Source organism: Clostridium neonatale (genome assembly GCF_900465025.1).
GTDB lineage: Bacteria > Bacillota > Clostridia > Clostridiales > Clostridiaceae > Clostridium > Clostridium neonatale.
On the sequence record NZ_UICR01000003.1, the window covers coordinates 577,488 to 595,850 of the forward strand.

At 29.3% G+C, this 18,363-nt stretch carries 21 protein-coding genes; 2 read left to right on the forward strand and 19 right to left on the reverse strand.

Features of this window, described 5'->3' with window-relative positions:
• Nucleotides 1-154: 154 nt before the first annotated feature.
• The 13 genes from CNEONATNEC86_RS20810 to CNEONATNEC86_RS20870 form a co-directional block, all read right to left on the reverse strand.
• Nucleotides 155-1,858 carry a DUF927 domain-containing protein gene (locus CNEONATNEC86_RS20810; protein WP_159136757.1) on the reverse strand — a complete coding sequence of 568 codons (1,704 nt, stop codon included), beginning with the start codon at nucleotides 1,856-1,858 and terminating at the stop codon, nucleotides 155-157.
• A gap of 76 nt (nucleotides 1,859-1,934) precedes the next feature.
• Nucleotides 1,935-2,441 carry a hypothetical protein gene (locus CNEONATNEC86_RS20815; protein WP_159136758.1) on the reverse strand — a complete coding sequence of 169 codons (507 nt, stop codon included), beginning with the start codon at nucleotides 2,439-2,441 and terminating at the stop codon, nucleotides 1,935-1,937.
• A gap of 171 nt (nucleotides 2,442-2,612) precedes the next feature.
• Nucleotides 2,613-3,383, reverse strand: a complete 771-nt coding sequence (locus CNEONATNEC86_RS20820) for a hypothetical protein (RefSeq protein ID WP_159136759.1) — start codon at nucleotides 3,381-3,383, stop codon at nucleotides 2,613-2,615.
• Nucleotides 3,384-3,467: 84 nt separating this feature from the next.
• Nucleotides 3,468-3,650, reverse strand: coding sequence for a hypothetical protein (locus CNEONATNEC86_RS20825; protein WP_159136760.1), 183 nt, complete (start codon nucleotides 3,648-3,650; stop codon nucleotides 3,468-3,470).
• A gap of 36 nt (nucleotides 3,651-3,686) precedes the next feature.
• Nucleotides 3,687-3,974: a hypothetical protein gene (locus tag CNEONATNEC86_RS20830; protein ID WP_159136761.1), complete on the reverse strand. Its 288-nt coding sequence runs from the start codon at nucleotides 3,972-3,974 to the stop codon at nucleotides 3,687-3,689.
• Nucleotides 3,975-4,001: 27 nt separating this feature from the next.
• A complete protein-coding gene (locus CNEONATNEC86_RS20835) occupies nucleotides 4,002-4,886 on the reverse strand; it encodes a hypothetical protein (protein ID WP_159136762.1) in 885 nt (294 codons plus the stop codon).
• 55 nt (nucleotides 4,887-4,941) lie between these two features.
• The gene (locus tag CNEONATNEC86_RS20840; protein WP_230132327.1) at nucleotides 4,942-5,349 is read right to left on the reverse strand and encodes a Mor transcription activator family protein; all 408 of its coding nucleotides are present in this window, start codon (nucleotides 5,347-5,349) and stop codon (nucleotides 4,942-4,944) included.
• Nucleotides 5,350-5,373: 24 nt separating this feature from the next.
• Nucleotides 5,374-5,604 carry a DUF960 family protein gene (locus CNEONATNEC86_RS21710; RefSeq protein ID WP_276508239.1) on the reverse strand — a complete coding sequence of 77 codons (231 nt, stop codon included), beginning with the start codon at nucleotides 5,602-5,604 and terminating at the stop codon, nucleotides 5,374-5,376.
• Between the two features lie 144 nt (nucleotides 5,605-5,748).
• Nucleotides 5,749-6,351, reverse strand: a complete 603-nt coding sequence (locus CNEONATNEC86_RS20850) for a hypothetical protein (RefSeq protein ID WP_159136763.1) — start codon at nucleotides 6,349-6,351, stop codon at nucleotides 5,749-5,751.
• Between the two features lie 19 nt (nucleotides 6,352-6,370).
• A complete protein-coding gene (locus CNEONATNEC86_RS20855) occupies nucleotides 6,371-6,727 on the reverse strand; it encodes a hypothetical protein (protein WP_159136764.1) in 357 nt (118 codons plus the stop codon).
• Nucleotides 6,728-6,748: 21 nt separating this feature from the next.
• A complete protein-coding gene (locus tag CNEONATNEC86_RS20860) occupies nucleotides 6,749-7,210 on the reverse strand; it encodes a JAB domain-containing protein (protein ID WP_159136765.1) in 462 nt (153 codons plus the stop codon).
• Nucleotides 7,211-7,901: 691 nt separating this feature from the next.
• Entirely contained in the window at nucleotides 7,902-8,219 is a 318-nt protein-coding gene (locus CNEONATNEC86_RS20865) for a hypothetical protein (protein WP_159136766.1), read from the reverse strand.
• Nucleotides 8,220-8,343: 124 nt separating this feature from the next.
• Nucleotides 8,344-8,658, reverse strand: a complete 315-nt coding sequence (locus CNEONATNEC86_RS20870) for a hypothetical protein (RefSeq protein ID WP_159136767.1) — start codon at nucleotides 8,656-8,658, stop codon at nucleotides 8,344-8,346.
• Nucleotides 8,659-8,763: 105 nt separating this feature from the next.
• Here CNEONATNEC86_RS20870 and CNEONATNEC86_RS20875 point away from each other — a divergent pair, with 105 nt between their 5' ends.
• Nucleotides 8,764-9,693, forward strand: a complete 930-nt coding sequence (locus CNEONATNEC86_RS20875) for a PX domain-containing protein (RefSeq protein ID WP_159136768.1) — start codon at nucleotides 8,764-8,766, stop codon at nucleotides 9,691-9,693.
• A gap of 123 nt (nucleotides 9,694-9,816) precedes the next feature.
• The gene (locus CNEONATNEC86_RS20880; RefSeq protein ID WP_159135701.1) at nucleotides 9,817-11,040 is read left to right on the forward strand and encodes an IS256 family transposase; all 1,224 of its coding nucleotides are present in this window, start codon (nucleotides 9,817-9,819) and stop codon (nucleotides 11,038-11,040) included.
• A 162-nt stretch (nucleotides 11,041-11,202) separates the two neighbouring features.
• Here the strand turns inward: CNEONATNEC86_RS20880 and CNEONATNEC86_RS20885 are convergent, their stop codons facing one another.
• From CNEONATNEC86_RS20885 to CNEONATNEC86_RS20910, 6 genes are all read right to left on the reverse strand, one after another.
• The gene (locus CNEONATNEC86_RS20885; protein WP_159136769.1) at nucleotides 11,203-12,339 is read right to left on the reverse strand and encodes a DNA cytosine methyltransferase; all 1,137 of its coding nucleotides are present in this window, start codon (nucleotides 12,337-12,339) and stop codon (nucleotides 11,203-11,205) included.
• A 197-nt stretch (nucleotides 12,340-12,536) separates the two neighbouring features.
• The gene (rlmH, locus tag CNEONATNEC86_RS20890; protein ID WP_058293274.1) at nucleotides 12,537-13,016 is read right to left on the reverse strand and encodes a 23S rRNA (pseudouridine(1915)-N(3))-methyltransferase RlmH; all 480 of its coding nucleotides are present in this window, start codon (nucleotides 13,014-13,016) and stop codon (nucleotides 12,537-12,539) included.
• 800 nt (nucleotides 13,017-13,816) lie between these two features.
• Nucleotides 13,817-15,997, reverse strand: a complete 2,181-nt coding sequence (locus CNEONATNEC86_RS20895; RefSeq protein WP_159136770.1) for a methyl-accepting chemotaxis protein — start codon at nucleotides 15,995-15,997, stop codon at nucleotides 13,817-13,819.
• A gap of 199 nt (nucleotides 15,998-16,196) precedes the next feature.
• Complete coding sequence (locus CNEONATNEC86_RS20900) at nucleotides 16,197-16,838, reverse strand: lactate utilization protein (protein ID WP_058293272.1); 642 nt, start codon at nucleotides 16,836-16,838, stop codon at nucleotides 16,197-16,199.
• A gap of 160 nt (nucleotides 16,839-16,998) precedes the next feature.
• The gene (locus CNEONATNEC86_RS20905) at nucleotides 16,999-17,496 is read right to left on the reverse strand and encodes an SEC-C metal-binding domain-containing protein (protein ID WP_058293271.1); all 498 of its coding nucleotides are present in this window, start codon (nucleotides 17,494-17,496) and stop codon (nucleotides 16,999-17,001) included.
• Between the two features lie 53 nt (nucleotides 17,497-17,549).
• Nucleotides 17,550-18,341 carry an MBL fold metallo-hydrolase gene (locus tag CNEONATNEC86_RS20910; protein ID WP_058293270.1) on the reverse strand — a complete coding sequence of 264 codons (792 nt, stop codon included), beginning with the start codon at nucleotides 18,339-18,341 and terminating at the stop codon, nucleotides 17,550-17,552.
• Nucleotides 18,342-18,363: the final 22 nt, after the last annotated feature.

Sequence of the window (18,363 nt, forward strand, 5' to 3'; positions counted from 1 at the left end):
GCCCCTGCTGTTTTGATGGCACTTTCTATTTTGAAGCTTTTCTTTTTATATTATTATTTATACAGGGGAACTAGGGTAACTAGGGCGATTGGCTACATTACTAGGTTTGTGTATACTCAAATCGCCCTTTTGTTTAGGGCTTTGCAGGGGCTTTTTATGAATTTAAAATACTATTTTTAGGAATATAGCTCTTCAATTCATCAAGTGGAACCTTTAAAACATATACAGTTTCCCTTTTATTTTTATTAACAACTAGTCTGTTAGTTGTTTTATCTTTTTCAGTTAACAAATAACCTCTTTCCTTCCAAGCTCTTATTACTACTTTTGAATCTTCATATCCTAGCTTTATTAATTCGCTTTCAAGTTTATTTTTTAGAAATACAACTTTATAGCATTGAGAGGTAGTTTCAATTTTTCCCCAGTAATCTTTAGGAAAAAGGCTTATGCCCCTTATTGCAAATTTACTCATGTTTGCAATTATTGTTTCGATTACATCATAGAATGCTTTTTCTGCTAAATCTCTATCAGGGATGTTGTTCTTTTCATTTTCAATTAGAAATTCCAAAACTTTATCTAAGTTAATTCCTAATTGTAGAGCTTGATTTGCTATATCTCCACCAGTCATCATTATGGCAAATTTATATGCAACTCTATCTTTAAAAGAACTATCAGGTATTTCATTTAAACACCTATTGTACCAATATTCCATTCTTTCATCTATGATGTTAATTCCTTTAGAAAAGATGTATTTCCCAAATTCAACACCAGCACATCCATAGTTTTGACTTATTACTGCTTTGATATTGTCTGCATTAGTAGCTGAACTTGTCCATGTAATTCCTTCAAATTGAATTACTCTTACCCTAAGACCTGCATTGTTACTAGCTTTACTGAATATTGACTTTTCACCAGTTGATATTATGGTTGTACTCCATTTAGGTCTATCTCTTTGCTCAATATCATTTGTAAGTCTTGCTTTATCTTCACCAGATGCTATTGTATACAGCTCACTGCTGATATTTCTATTTCTAATCATAGAAACTTCATCTAGTACAAGTGGTACTCCAAAATTACCTCCAAGAGATCTTATTATTGCATTAGTGGTTCCGTTCCATGTTCTGAAAATGCCATTATCCCTTGAATCTGGGAAACCAAATGGTGATACAGCCAATTTACCTGCCGTTGTCTTTCCTGTGGTACTGTCACCTACTGCATGTATTACCAATGTATCTTGATAGCTTGTAGTTCTATACAGATATCCGACTATAGGTGCTGAAAATCCAAAACATAGCATAGCTTCAAGATGGGTATTTCCGATTACTTCTTCTTTGCACATATCAACCCATGCTTGAACTGTTCCACTACATTTCAAGTTGAAATTTGGTGCATCGGGATTATTTACTGCTACAACTGAAGCTGTTTGATTAGATATTGCTTCACTCAATCTATATTGTAGATTTCCTTGTGAATCCTTATGCCATCCAACATTACTATAAATACATTCATTTTCTACTTGTTGTACTAATTTTAGTAAATACCTTCCTAAAAGCTTCTCATCTTCTGGAGGAATACTGACTCCAAACCTTAACAGTTCTAATAACTTATTAGGTTTAAGTACATCCATAGACAAAATCAATGACTTATATTTATTTTTATATTTGTAAGTTAGTTTTATTATTACTTCATTTGTATCAATGTTTTCAATTGTTTTTTCTATAAAAACTACTTCACATACCTTATCAAGAACTACATTTCCATCTTTATTTACAGGGTAATATATTCCACTATCTTTGATGGTATAGCATCCTACTTCATATTGCTTTCCAGCTCTTAAACTTTGTTCCGTTATTTGCATCATGTATTTATTCTCCTTCTTATGTTCAAGGAGATAGATAACACCCTAGGAGGAGCGCTATCTTCTCCTAGGATTTAGTTTATATGTCCATTTCATCTTCTCCATCTGAATCATATGGAGCTTCTTCTGTTACTTCTTCTTCATGCAATTCAGATGAAAGTTCTTCTTCTGCTTCTGCATCTTCTTCACAGTCATCATTTATGCTAAACACTCTTTTTACGTTTGCAAAAGTTCCAGCATCAGTGTTTTTATGAACAACTTCAATTCCAACTTCTTTGCCAATTAAACCATCTACATATGCATCTTCTAAACAACCAAATACAGTCATTATAAGCTGATATGCTGGATTGTTAGTACTTTCTATTAGCAATAAGTTTTGTTTTAATCTTCTACCATCTTTCAACTGAAAATCAACAGCTAATCTTGGAATTTTATCATTTCCAAAATCTACACTATCTGCTATTTCTGCATTGGTTATTTTAGCTTCAAATTCGCCTTCTTCTATCATTGGTTTTAATGAAAATGGTATTCTTCTTCTTGGTCTTATTTGCGGTCTTGCTTTATGATTAACTTTTTTAACTGCCATATTGCATTATCTCCTTTTCAATTTATTAAATAATGCAAGCTTGCTTTCTACATCAATGTTTTTTTGTGGATATCCTTACCTCTATGATATAACAATGACATCTTACTTTAAATGAACAAAAAATCCATTGTAATCACTATATTTTTTGTATATTGACAAAAAAAATAAACCTTATCTAAGGCTTATTTGTCCATTTTCTTTAAACTTAATCCTATCAATATCTTTTATAACATCATCTGAATTTTTAGAATATAGTTTACCTATTTTTTTTATCTTCTCTTTTATCTCTTCTTTATTTATATTTTCCCAATCGATATCTATGATAATTTTTCTTAAACTATTATTATACTTAATTGTATTTGTCTTTTCATTTATAGTTTGCAATATTTCATTATTCACTTCTTCTAATCTTTCTTTAGCTGTTTTTGTATTATATGCTTTCATTTTTAAGAATTCATTTAAAAATTCTTCTATATATTCATTATAACTAACCTTAAATTGCTCTTCCATTTTCTTTTGTATTCCTTCAATTGATTTGATGAATTCATTTTTTGCATTATATTCCTTTTTTATTTCGTTTTGTTCTTTTTTTGACTTTCCATCAAGCAATATATTTATTGATACCTCATTAATTATATGAACTTCTTCTTCTTCTTCTTTTATATTTTTATCACTATTTATTCTATTCATTATTTTCTTTATTCTTGGATCTTCTGTCATTTGTAGTATTATGTTTACTACTCTATAGAAGAATTTTTCTCCACATATATATTCTATAAGTGGTTCAATACCCCAATATTTTCCTATACTTTCACATCCTCTAATAACTAACTGTCTAATACGTTTTTTTTCTGACTCATATATATCACTTTCAGCATCAATTTTTTGTATTCTTATAATTTCATTCACTATATCAGCATATGTATAGTTTTCTTTATCCATAATAATTTTTATTCTCCTATTCACTTTATATAGTTATTAGTAATTATACAAAAAAAAGATGGATTTCTCCACCTTATTGAATTGCTAGAAGAACTTTCTTATCAGTTCTTCTGCAATTCCAAACTTTTTTGATATGTTGCTTATAGCCTTTTCTTCTGACATTCCTTCTAGTATCAGCTCCAATACCAAAATTATTATCTGTAACATTTTTATCATCTGCATTATACCTTTCCTTACATAGAAAAAGCCATTTAAGACCTTTATCATCTTAAACAGCTCTTTCAAATTTGATTCATTTTTAATTTATTTTTTCCTTGTTAAAACAATAGTACCATTTTCTATACTTGCATTATATTTTTTGAAATCATCCTTACTTATTATCTTTCCTGCAACTCCTGCTATTAATAATGGCCACAAAAACCATCCAAGTATTATTGATAAATCTGATAGTTTACTTATCTTTTCTTTTTTCTTATCATTTAATTCCTTTAATACTTCATCTGCTAAATCACCTATAATAACTATGACTTTGTATTTATTATCAATTGCATCTTTTAATGATTTTCTTGTTGCAACTTCAATTCTTTCCATCTTTTATCTCTCCTATATCATTGCTTATTAGTTTGTTGATGTTGTTATCTGTATGTATTTTGCTTCATCAATACCTTCATTTAAGAATGACTGTTTAGCGGAATTTTCTATTAAATAATCCTCAGTATAAGCTAATGTACTTTCATCATTACTACATATGAATTCACTTCCAGCTTCATAATTAAAATCATTTAAATGTACATCATCTAAGTTGTATGTTTCCCCATTAATTTCTTTTGTTCCTGTCTCTAAAGCTCCGCTTTTTCTGTTGTAATATTCCCATTTTCTAGTACTATAGTTTAATTGAAATCCAAATTGCAATTCTCCTTTGTAATTAGTTAAATATGTTCTTCCATCCAAAGGATTTACTACCTTACCTATTAATATTTCATTAGTATTTGGATTTACTAAAAAGCTTCTATATGCATCAACTTGACGATAATCTTCAGACATTCCTTTTATATGAAACTTATAGTAATTACTTGGTGTTTCTCTTTCATCACTTGAACTTGTTTTTGATGCTATTTCTTTTACAGGTTCTATATTGTCATATTGAACACCATTTACAGTAGCTTCTGTCTTATTAGCGTTCCAATTAACCTTACCATTAACCATTTTTCCGTCTCTATCAAATCCATATTGAACACCATTAATAGTCTTTATAGTCCAACTTTCCATATATCCATCTGCATCAGGATCAAGATAATACCAGTTTCCTTTATCAAGTAACCATCCTGTTTTATGACTTCCATCTGAATTAGTGTAATACCATCCATTGTGTTGCACATTTCCGCTTGGATCAATTGAAGAACCTTGTTTCCATTCTGCATTAGCCTGCATTGGTGCAACTGCAATCAAACTTGTTGCTATCAATCCCATTGTTATTATCTTTTTTAGGTTTTCTTTTTTCATTATCATTCGCCTCCATTTATTTTATATTTAGATTTTATTACTACTGCTTGGACAATTATTGTCCATTTTGATTATTTTTTTCATCTTTAGCTGTTTCAATTAGATGTCTTAGCCATCTTTCTGAATACCCTAATTCCCTAGAAAGTGCTTTTAGATTTGTACCATCATACTCTTTTAGTCTTTCTAAAACATATTTTTTAGAATACAATCTCATAGGGAAAGTTACTTGTTGTCCGTTGTAATACTTATGTACCCTTTTAGTGACTTCAACTCCCAAGTTTTCAACCATATCTTGATATACTCCACTGAAATCACTAGGGTCTGCTTTTCTTATTTTTCTTATTTTTACTCTCCCCCTTTCGTTCTTTAATCTAATAATAACTAATTGTGATTTTTTTCTCTTCTGCATTCTTCCTTGTAAAATTCCACCTTCTATATTTATTGGTAATGGTATTATATACATCCCACTTGGTCATATTTTGTCCTTTTAGTATTCTTCTACAAAAATCATTGTGCTGTAATCAACACTATCTATTACATATATTTTCATATCATGCTCTATTGAAAACTTTTCTTTCTCAACCTCGTATTTTTCTTTATATGGTGGAACCTCTTGTTCATGTTCTATTAGAACTTTATCTCCTTTTATCTTTAGTCTGAAAATCTGTAGGTAGTCCAACTTCTTTTTCTCCTTTAGTGAATCTATCATGCTCCACAATAGAATTTGAAGCTATATTGGAACAACCTCATTTACTTGTCTGCTTACATAGCGATTTTCTTTCTTGAACATTTTTCATCATCCTTCCTTCAATTATTTTTGCATATGAAAAAAGACTACCTTCTCTATTAGAAAGTAGCCTTATTAGCAATCTATTTCTGCAAACATATATTCATCATTATTATTATCAAACATCGATTCAGACCTCATATTCAAAAGCTCATTTGCATCAATTTCCCTTATCAATTCTTCTGCAATCTCTTCTTTAGAAGTTTTATTTATCCACATATCAATTAATGTATCTTTATCAAATGTATTACTTATGAATGATTCTGTTTCAAGAAGATATTCCAGCTTATTTCTCTCTAAATTTTCTAAACCAGCATTCATCTTATATATGACTTTATCATCATATATGAAACCATATCCATCTGCTTCTACATCTTCAAATACTCTTACTAATCTATTTATATTTATATCCACAGTGCAATTATTTTTTATCCACAAATATGCTTTTATTATTGAGTTATCCACATCTGTATTATCTATTTCCATTGAGATTTTCAATGTCTGTTCAAAATCTGATAGAAGCTCTTTGCGAATTTCTTCATCCTCAATTTTTGATATTAGACTTTCTATCTTTTGAACCTTTTCTTCTTCCATATTGTTGTATTTATTGATTACTTTATTTATATCATTCATCATGAAATTTTTTATTATTGGTGAAAGGTTAGTATTTATTATCATCTTTTTCAGCTCCTTCAATTTACATTTGATTTAGAATATTTTTAGGTGTTATTTCAAAAGGTATTACTAATGATACTGAATAGTCACTATTGCACAAAGCTAATGAGCTTGTATATATTTTTTTATTACTGCATTCTATATTATCTACATATTCAACTATTACATCATCAACATCTATATGAGCTTTTTCCCTTATTATTTGAAAATCTGATTCATCTTCAACAATTATTACATATCCTCCATTATCTTTGTATTGATCTCTATCAGCTCCGTATTCTTCATCTAGTATTGATAGTATTCCTTCAATGTTTTCTTGAACTTCCTTTGGTAATCTATCTGCCTTGTTTATTTCTTTTAAATGTGTTAATTCTATCATGTTTATCACTCCTATTATTTTTTATATTAATCCTTCTTCTTTGAAACTTTTATATGAATTATTTCCTATGATTATGTGGTCAAGTAGCTTTATTCCTAGAATTTCTCCACTTTCTTTTATTATTTCTGTTATCAGCTTATCTTCATTGCTTGGTGTTGTATCTCCTGATGGATGGTTATAAAAAAGTATTATTGAAGCTGAATTGCTTAGTATTGCTGGTTTGAATACTTCTCTTGGATGTACAATTGAACTATTTAGACTTCCTATTGATACAACATTTATTGCTGTTGGCTGATTTTTTGTATCAAGACAACATGCAATCAGCTTTTCTCTATCCTCGTCTTGCAGAAATCTTTTTCCTAGACCTATAGCATCATTTGGTGAGCTTATTTTTCTTATGTCATACAGAACACTTGATTCTCTTACCATCTTGATTGAAACTATGCTTATTCTTTTTTGTTGCTGTTTCTTTTCTGATTTCATTTTTCTTCACCTTTCTTTTTTTATTTTCCCGTTGTACCCGTTTTTTTATTTTCTGCTCCCGCTTTGAAATCCTTATGTTTTCTAGCTTTACCCGAAAATCCCGTTTTCCCGTTAGTTTTTGTTGTGTCATTATATTAGAATTTGGACCTTTATTTTTTCTCTTATTAGAGACACTCTTATTTCTATAGGGTTTACGGGTTTTACGGGAGAATTGACTACATTACTAGATTTCCAAACGGGTTTTTATTCCCGTTTGTATTTTTTAGCGGGTTTCTTTACAATTTTTTGTATTCGCTCCTGTTTCCACTTTGAAATTATCTTTCGCCCTGCTTTCAAACTCTCATGTTTCCTAGCTTTGCCCCTGTTTCCCCTGTTGCCCCTACTATTTTGATGGCATTTTCTATTTTAGAGTTTTCTTTTTATATTATTATTATTTATACTAGGGAAACTAGGGCAACTGGGGCGATTGGCTACATTACTAGGTTTACAGATACAAAAATCGCCCTTTCTTCTGGGCGGGCTGGGGCGATTTTTTATTAGATATGGTTATTTAGAATTTTTACTACAAATCATTTTATTATATTTTTACTTGGCAAATATTGTCGTTATATAGTAAAATATAGTTAGAGATATTTACTATATCTATCAAAATCTAACATAGAAAAATCCTAATCACTATTTTTATTAGCAATTAGGATTTTTTTACTGTATTATTCAATTCTTGTTGAAGCATTTCTATGAATTCATTTGAAAATACTTTTTGTTTTATAGCCTTTTTTATCAGCTCTAGTAGTTGTATTTCAGTTACATCAAGACTTCTTGGAACATATCGATTATCACCTCTTACAGTATCTTTGTACAATGCAAACCGTATTTCTTCACGCTTCTTTTCTTTCACTTCAATTCTTTCTATACAGCTATTGTATTCATCATCTTCTATGCTTACCTTGCTGTAGATTTTGCAGTAGTTTGTTTCTTTTATTACTTTGGTTTCGTTCTTCTTAGTCATTAAATTTCAACTCCCTTCTATTTGATTTATTTGCAATAATAAAGAAAGAAATACCTAAAGCTCTTATGTCTCTAAGTATTTCTTTTATTTTTACATGATTATAATATATATTTAATTATTCTCTTTAATTCAATATACTTCTATACAATTCATCATCAATAATTTTAGCATTAATTAATACTTGTAATTTATTCATTGTACTTTCATATATATTATTTTCTCTTGCATATTTTATTACTTCATCATATGTAAGTTCAAAAATATTATCTGCTACGCTGTAATACAAATCATCATTTATTACACCAAAGAAATATTTTACTGCTTCTTCATATGTCATTCTTGGTACTTCTTCTAAATCACAATTTTCATCTGTATAGCAACCATTTCTATCGTTCCATTGTAGAAATTTTGTTATTTTAATACGTGTATTTTCTTTCATAAAATTCCCTCTTCTATTTAGATATTATTTTTCTATTTTTTATCATTGGTTGATTATATTTTTACTAACTTGTATAATTATAGTATAAATTATATGGAGGTTCATATGGATTACGAAAATAAAAAAGTTAATAATAATATAACTTTAGGTAAACAATTTAAGGTTCCAGCTATGGAGGATTATTTTATTGAAGTACGTTTTAAGTATCCAATTGGAACTTGGTCAGGGTGTATCCCAATAATATCTAGATATCAAGGAATCAATATTCCTCAAAATAAAGTTGATGTTTTTGCCCATGCTGAACAATGCTATTCAGCATTACATCCTAATAACTATAGTAATTGGAACACTCAACAACTAGAATATTGGCGAAATCTCGATGCCTCTGATACAGAAGTAGTTTTTAATGCTCTAAATCCAAATTCTCCTTTTACAAATTGGCAATGTAGAAAATGTGGCCCTGTACCTCAAGTTAACCCACAACCTGCAGCTCGTATCAAAAACTTGAAGATTAAAGGCTATGTAATCGCTAGTCGTAAAATGGATTGTCCAAGCTGTGGTAAAAAACAAACTTTTGATTTATTAATTAGACTTCCAAGACATGAAATCTATGTAGTAAAACGTTATAATATTTCAAAAAAATTAAATCATAAAATAAAAACTGTACTTCCTCTTAAAGATGCTTGCTTTGATCTTCCCAAAAAGGCTAATGAATTAATAATAGATCATAAATTTCCATCTCAAAGATGGATTAATGGAGAATCAATCAATTTTGATTCTATGACAGAAGAAGAAATAAAATCGAAATTCCAATTGCTCACTAATCAAACTAATTTAATAAAGTCAAGATATTGTGATGCGTGTGTATCTACTAATAAACGTGGTACATATATGGGAATTAAGTGGTACTCAGAAGGAAATGAAAATTGGAATGGTACATCACCTTCTGATGAAAATGGTTGTAAGGGATGTCCTTGGTATGACTTAGAAGATTGGAAAAACAAACTATCTTTAAAATTGAACTCAAATACATAAAATTATTCTAAAAATAACTATACAAATATGTATAGTTATTGAGCCTGCGAAGAAATCTCTGTAAATTATACAATACAACAGCTTTCTATGATAAAATTAAAATATCATAGGAGGCTGTTTTTTATGGGTAAAAGAAGAGAAAGATTAAATGAAAGGAAAAAGAATATCATAACTCAATTAATTGAAGAATATGACATTCATACTGCTGATGATATTCAAGATTCACTTAAAGATTTACTAGGTGGAACTATTGAAAGTATGCTTACTGCAGAGTTGGACAATCATCTAGGATATGATCCTTATGAACGTACCGACAGTGCTAACGCACGAAACGGAAAAAAGCAAAAGACTATACGTAGCAAGTATGGAGAAATTCCAATAGAAGTTCCACAAGACAGACAAGGAACTTTCGAACCACAGATAGTGAAAAAGAGACAAAAAGATATCTCAAGTATTGAAGATAAAATTATTTCAATGTATGCAAAAGGACTTACAACAAGACAAATATCAGAACAAATTGAAGATATTTATGGGTTTGAAGTCAGTGATGGTATGGTTTCAGATATAACTGATAAGTTACTTCCTGACATTCAGGATTGGCAGCAAAGACCGTTATCAAGTATTTATCCTATAATATTTATAGATGCCGTCCACTTTTCAGTGAGAGATAACCATGTAATAAAAAAATTAGCTGCATATGTTATCCTTGGCATTAATGAGGAAGGTAGAAAAGAAGTTCTAAGTATTCAAATAGGAGAAAATGAAAGTAGCAAGTATTGGTTAAGTGTACTTAATGAGTTAAAAAATAGAGGGGTTAAGGATATTTTGATATTATGTGCTGATGGACTTCCTGGAATCAAGGAATCTATAAACGTGGCATTTCCTAATACTGAATATCAACGATGCTTGGTGCATCAAGTTAGAAATACATTAAAATATGTATCAGATAAAGACAAAAAGGAATTTGCAGCTGATCTTAAAACAATATACCATGCACCTTCAGAAGAACATGGACATTCTAGGATGATTGAAGTAACTGAGAAGTGGCAAAGCCACTATCCGAACGCAATGAAATCTTGGTCTGATAATTGGGATGTTATAAGTCCTATATTTAAATTTTCAGCAGATGTAAGAAAAGTTATCTACACAACTAATGCAATCGAAAGTCTTAATAGTACATATCGCAGACTTAACCGTCAGCGTAGCGTATTTCCAAGTGATACATCTCTTCTTAAAGCTTTGTATTTAGCTACTTTTGAGGCTACAAAGAAGTGGACACTACCTTTGCGTAATTGGGGTAGAGTTTATGGAGAATTATCAATTATGTTTGAAGGACGCTTAGTTTAATCATTTTATAATACAAAAAAATACGCCCTAAGACAGGGCGCACTTGACATGTAAAAAAATAGATATTATATTGAAAATATAACTTAAATAATTTTTAGGTTATCTAATCTTAAAAATCTTATCATAGAAAGCTATTTACAGAAAATTTTTCACACGCTCTAGTTATTTTTTATCTATTTTCTCTATATAACTTCTAATGGCTAATCCTATATTCTTAGCTAATAATGGTGGAACTGCATTTCCTACTTGAACAAAACCCTGCTTATATGTTCCTTTAAATATAAAGTTATCTGGAAATGTCTGTATCCTAGCCATTTCTCTTGTTGATATGCATCTATTTAATTTATAATGAATATGCGTACCTCCATGATTTTCTTTAATAGTCATAGATGGCTGACCGATTCTTTGTCTTTTATATGAATCCGAAAATGTTTCATATAATGATTCTCCTGGTAATACTTTGCTTATTCTCTCAATCATTTGTTTGCTATGCCTAGTCCATTCATGATTTATTTCTGAATTTCTAGGCATATTCTCTAAATCTTTTATTGCTGAATCAATACTTTTGTACTCTTCTGGCTTAAAAATTTTCTTAGGATATGGATTTTTCATTCCAAACATATTACCAACAAATATTGCTCTTGTTCTCAATTGAGGTACTCCATAATCTGCACTCTCTAATATTCTAACTGAAACATCATATCCTAATTCATTAAAACCTTTTATTATATTGTGATAGAATTCGCCCTCTTTTAATGTTATTATACCAGGTACATTTTCTAATACAAAGAAATATGGTTTTAGTTCTCTTACCACTCTTAAATACTCATTAAATAAAAAATTACGTTGATCATCTGGTTTTCTCTTTCCTGCAACAGAAAATCCTTGGCATGGAGGACCACCAACAACTAAATGTATCTTATTATTTCCTACATACTCTTTTACATCAAATTCTGAAATATCGCCATTATAGTGCTTTGCTTCTGGAAAATTATATTTCAATGTCTCATATGCAAATGGTAATATCTCAACATCACATATTTTATTGAATCCAGCTTGCTTTATCCCTAATGACAATCCTCCTGCACCTGCAAAAATATCAACATAATTAAAATTTGATTTTTTATCACTTACTTTTTTAGTATCTACTTCTATGTATGTATTTTTATATTCATTATCTAACATTTCTCTCATATTACTATATCTACTTTTTCTATGTTTTAAATCATGTGAACTTTTATCACTCTTAATGCTTTCATTTATCACATCATTTACTAATGATAATTGCTCTTGTTCCATTTAGCTTCATCCCTTCATAGATGTTATTTCTATATATTTCATAATATCAGAACATACGTTCTTTTGTAAAGATATAGCTTGTATAATTCATTATTACTATTTCGACATTATACATTATATCCTAAAGTAAAGAATAAAGGAAGTTCTCCTTTATTCTTACTATCTATATTATTATCCAATTTCAGTAAATTTCGCATTCACTTATGATACGGCTCACCACAACTTATCCTAAATGCCCTATAAATCTGCTCAAGCAACATCACTCTAAACAACTGATGAGGAAAGGTCATCTTACTAAAACAAAGACTATAGTTAGCTCTTTTTAAAACACTTTCACTTAAACCCAAGCTTCCACCAATTACAAAACACATATTACTATCGCCTCTTACACCACAATTATCAATAAATTTAGACAACTCCTCAGAAGATAACATTTTTCCTTTAAGATCCAGAGTTACAACATACATATTGTCTTTTATATTACTTAATATTTTATTGCCTTCCTTATCTTTAATTATCAGTTCATCTTTTTCTGATGCATTATCTGGTGTCTGCTCATCTGCAAGCTCGATTATATTTAATTTACAGTAACGTGATAATCTTTTTGAATACTCATCAATTGCCTGCTTTAAATACTTTTCTTTTAATTTCCCTACTGAAATAACCGTTATATTCATATAAATTAACCGCACATCCTTTATTGTTAATTAATATCTCGATACTAATTAATATCTCGATTTATTCTACGTAATATTCTATCATATTAATTAAAAGCAAAAAACATAGATGCCACACAACATAAATAAAGGACGTAGAATCAGAGTTTAGTGGATAACAGTCGAAATTCAATATATGATAGGCTCGATTGTAGTGAAATTTGATCTAAAAATTCTAATGGCAGAGACTGCACCCAAAAATGTTTGGTCCAAAAAAACAAGTTTTGGACAAACAATTTTGAAACAGCCTCTGCCAAAGAATTTAAAAGCTGAAATTTCCAATACAATGCTACGCCTATTCATATATTGAATTTCTTTGTTTTCTCTAAAATCATAGTTACTCAACTTTGTTAATTATATTTTATGCTTTTTAGAATATTCTATATCTGAATATATTGTTGCCTTCTTAAAAATTATAAAATATTAGCTTGCTTAAATAACTATTCCTTAATTTAAAAATATATTTATGTGTAACACCAATAATACTGAAACTTTGAGCTTAGATGAAACAAAGAAATAAAGCTCTCAAATTGGGCGGAGACTTGCATTCCAAAATGGAGCTTTAAAATTTTTACATCAATGATTGTTCCAAAATTGTTTGTCTAATTTTACATTGGAGCAAACGGTTTTGGGCACGATCATTGATGTTTAAATTTTTAGCTTCATTTTGGTAGCAAGCGAGCCCAATTTGAGAGCTTTATTTCGGTGTCATTCACTAAACTTTAGTTCTACGTCCTTTATTTAAACTGTGAATTTAAACATTAAGATAATTTAAATGAACCTACCATTTCATCCATATTTTCTGCTGAATATTCTAGTGCCTCTGTTGCTTGTTTTAATTGATTTATATGCCCCAATATCCTTTTAACTGTTTCAAGTGATCTTTCACTTTGATTTGAACTTAATTCTGTTGATTCATTAATTTTATCTGCCATAGTTGAAACATTATTCATAACGTCACTTACATCCTGACTTTGAGTTGATGTTATTTCTGATATAGATTGCATTGCTGTAGATATTATATTTACATCTTCATTGACTTTTGCAAATGAATCAATTGATTCCCTAACACTACTTATTGACATATCTACCTTATCATTCATTCGTCCAGCATATTCATACGTAGACTGTGTTTGTTTTTGAACATCTGATATAACGCCACTTATAGATTTAGTAGCACTTTCTGTTTCTAATGCTAACTTAGATATTTCTGCTGCTACAACTGCAAATCCTTTTCCACTATCTCCTGCTCTTGCTGCTTCTATAGATGCATTTAAAGCCAATAGCTGAGTTTGCTGACTTATATCATTAATTACATTTACTACATTTGTTATGTGCTTTGAATGTTCTTGTAAGTTAGTTATAGAATTTACCGTTTTCTTGATTAAGCTTTCAAGCTCCTCCATACTATTAAGTGCAATCTTTGTTACACCATCAGCTTTTTGTGAACTTTCATTAGTATCATGTACAACATTGGAGATTTCTAATATCAAGCTATCCATTTCTTGAATTGATGCTGATATATCTGAAAATTTATTCTTAGTTTCTTGAAATGTATCATTTTGTTCTTGTGAGTTCTCTAGTAAATTAACTACGGTTTTTTCAATTTGAGACATTCCGCTTTTAAGCTCTGATGTTATTCTTGAAACTATATTTACTGACTTTTTAGTTGTCTTAGCTGATTTTTTAACTCTCTTAAGCATAGTCATCTGACTATTTATGAACTTATTAAACCACCTTGATAATTCACCAATTTCATCTGCTGATATCTTATCAACCCTTTTGGTAAGATTCCCCTCTCCTTCTGCTATATCTTGAAGTATATCAATTGTTTTACTTAAAGGAGATACGATTAATTTTCTGCTTATTATCATTGATGATATACAAATTATAATCCAGCTTATTGCTAAAAAAATAAATTCCTTACTAGGAAATATTTTATTTAAAATTCCATTAGCTATAAATAAAATACCCGTTAATATAGATATTGTAGCTGGGACCTTTAAATTAATTCCTTTAAAATCATAAATTTCTGCTATATCCCCTTCACACATCATTCCCCATGTTTCATCACAGTTTGGAGGATATATCAAAGTCCCCTTTCCCCCGACCATAATATGTCTATAATCTGGATAACCCGGCCAGCAATCTAAATTTTCACCATTTTTTATTGTACTAGCAACACCTGAGTGCAATTCTTTTGTAGATGGATCATTAAAAATTATTTCAAATTCTGTATGATCTTTAATTTGTACAACTCCCCATTTTTTAGTCTTTACTCCATCCTTAAGATTATCACCTAATGTAAATGTATTATCTTCAAATCTACTTCTTGATATAGCAGTTCCTGGTTTAATCCCCCTATTTGAGTTGACCATAAATAGATAGTTGTCTCCAGAATCTTTATATATATGAGTATCTTCATCTTGTATTACATTACTCATATCATCATTTAAGGCTCTGCAGCATAATATTCTTATATCCCCTGCATGATTCTTACATGGCATGGAAAACATCAATGTCACTTCATCAGAAAATTTCTTTCCTTTTATATCTGTATCTAATGTTCGTTTGTCAATATATGGCCCATACATAAGTGGCTTACCTTCTAGTCCTCGCTTTAAATTTGGTAAGTCATTCATCATTATCCCTATATGTATCTTACAAGATGAAACTGATACTTTTCTTTCATTATCCAACACAAATATTTCACAAAATTCTTCATACTTGCTTACTGTTTCTTTTAAAAATTCATTTATTACTTCATCATCATTTTCTAATGCAATAAGTGAATTTTTGATATTGTTAACTTGAACCCATTTATCTTTAAACCAGTTATCTAACGCCTTTTTTCTTCCATTAGATATTCCTTCAAATACTCTTTCTGAATGTTCTTTAAGATTTCTATTAAGAAAATATTTAATACCTAATTTATAATTCATGTAATTAGCCTCCTAGATTTAATATCAATTTTTAATTATTTACTTTTTTAATTGATGAGATCATAATAATTTTTTATCATAATACTTATTGCTTTTATAAATTTATTTCCCAGAAAATAAAAAACACTGATAAATGGGTCGATAGTATCAATCCAATTATCAGCACTGCCATAGTACTCATTCTATTTATTTATAAATATCAATATCCAAGGTTATCATTAAGAAATATAACATGTATTCTATTCTTATCAATTTGTCTCTTTATTAATGTATATTCATTGCATATTCTATTATCACTATTGCACTCTACGCATCTTCCAATTTTTGTGCAAGGAGTTTCTTTATTTAATCTTTTTGCATTTATAGGCGATGCATACTCTTTTGTTCTAATTATAGCTTCTTCTACATTAGGTACTATTTTATTAACGCCAGCAACTATTATTACCTTATCTGGTCCGTATAACATTGCAGCTACTCTATTTCCATTACCGTCAACATTATATATTTCTCCATTCTCAGTTATAGCATTTGTACTTGTCACATACGCATCACTTAAAAAGGATTGTCTAAATATTTCTTTTATTTCATCTTGAGTTAATCCTTCTTTATATCTATCTAAAAATTCATACCTACCACTCTTTAAATGATCAATAACACCTGTTTCGAATAAAGTCATTGATCCTCCACATGAAACCTTTGACTTTGGAGATATTAATTCTTCAATCTTACTTATTAAGTCCACATTTGATGCGACCATATAACCATTCATATTATTTTTTTCTAATGCTTTTATGGTTCTAAGTATTCTTTGCTCATTCACCCATAGCACGTTTTTATCCATAAATCCTTATCACCTCAGTCCATTTATTTAATTTTTATTTAATTATACCATCTCTACCTTTATTTGTGAATTATTTTAGCATAAAAACTTAAAAAAATAAGGAATCCAAGTTAATGTTCGGAATTCCTTATTAAAAATAATTATATTCATTTATATGTAATTATTTACCACAGCATTTTTTGTATTTTTTCCCACTTCCACATGGGCAAGCATCATTTCTACCTATTTTTTCAGTATTTCTTACTGTCTTAGAATCTTTATATGATTTCTTTATTTCTTCTCTCTTTTCTGCTGAGAAAATTCCATCCCATTGTGGTAATGTATATAAATATTCTGCTTTAGCATCTAACATATTAAAGTATAAAGTTTCTAAATCAATGTCTAATATTATTTCTGTATCAGCTTCTAAAGTTTCTAAATCATATGGATTCTTTAAGCTGTCGTTTATTCCGTCAACAAACCCCATTGCAAATTCTATAGTTGAATCATAATCTATAGCTAAATCTCCAATTGTAGTTTTCTTAGATTCTTTATGATTAGCTAATAAATCTTTATATATTGCAGTTTCTAATTTGCTATATTCTGCCCAGAAAGCATTTTCTCCTTTAGTCTTAACATATTCTACAACCATATCAGTCCAGTTTGTATATAAACTCATGTCTAAGTCCTCCCTTAAATTTCTTTATTTATATATTAAATTTATTTATTTAACTAAATAGTTATATAATTACTTGGGCTATGTCTATCCGCCATAGTTAAAATTATGTCTTCATTTTCTTTAATTCCATTTTCTCTTATCACATTTAATACAGTCTGATAAGCTAAATCGGGATGATTATTAGTAGTACTTAAATGTCCTAAAATAATCTTTTTATTTAATTTATGTTTCACTAATTCAATTATTGCTGTACCGCAGTCATCATTAGATAAATGTCCTATCTCACTTAATATTCTTCTTTTTAATGTATACGGATATGGACCAAATTTTAACATATTAACATCATGATTACTCTCAAGTAATATAATTTCTGATTCCTTAATATTATCATATATTTCCTTAGTAAAAGTCCCAAAATCAGTTGCCACACTAATGCTCTTTTTTTCATCACTAACAGTATATCCCATTGGTGAACTAGCATCATGTGGAATATTAAATGCTTTTATATTAATATCTTCAATTTGAGTAAGTGATCTTTTATCAATTACTTTTATGTTATGTTCTTTTACTTTCCCTATAGAGCCTTCCATAGCAGACCATGTATCTGCATTTGCATATATAGGAATATCATATTTTCTTGATAAGACACCTACTCCCTTAATATGATCACTATGCTCATGAGTAATGAATATCCCTTTCACATCTCTAGGATTTTGACCAATCTCTTGAAATGCCATATCTATTTTCTTTCCTGGGAGTCCAGCATCTATTAATATTTTTGCCTTTTCAGTGCCAATAAACATACTATTTCCACTACTTCCACTATACAAAGAACAAAATACCATTCTTGACCCTCCCCAGCATTCT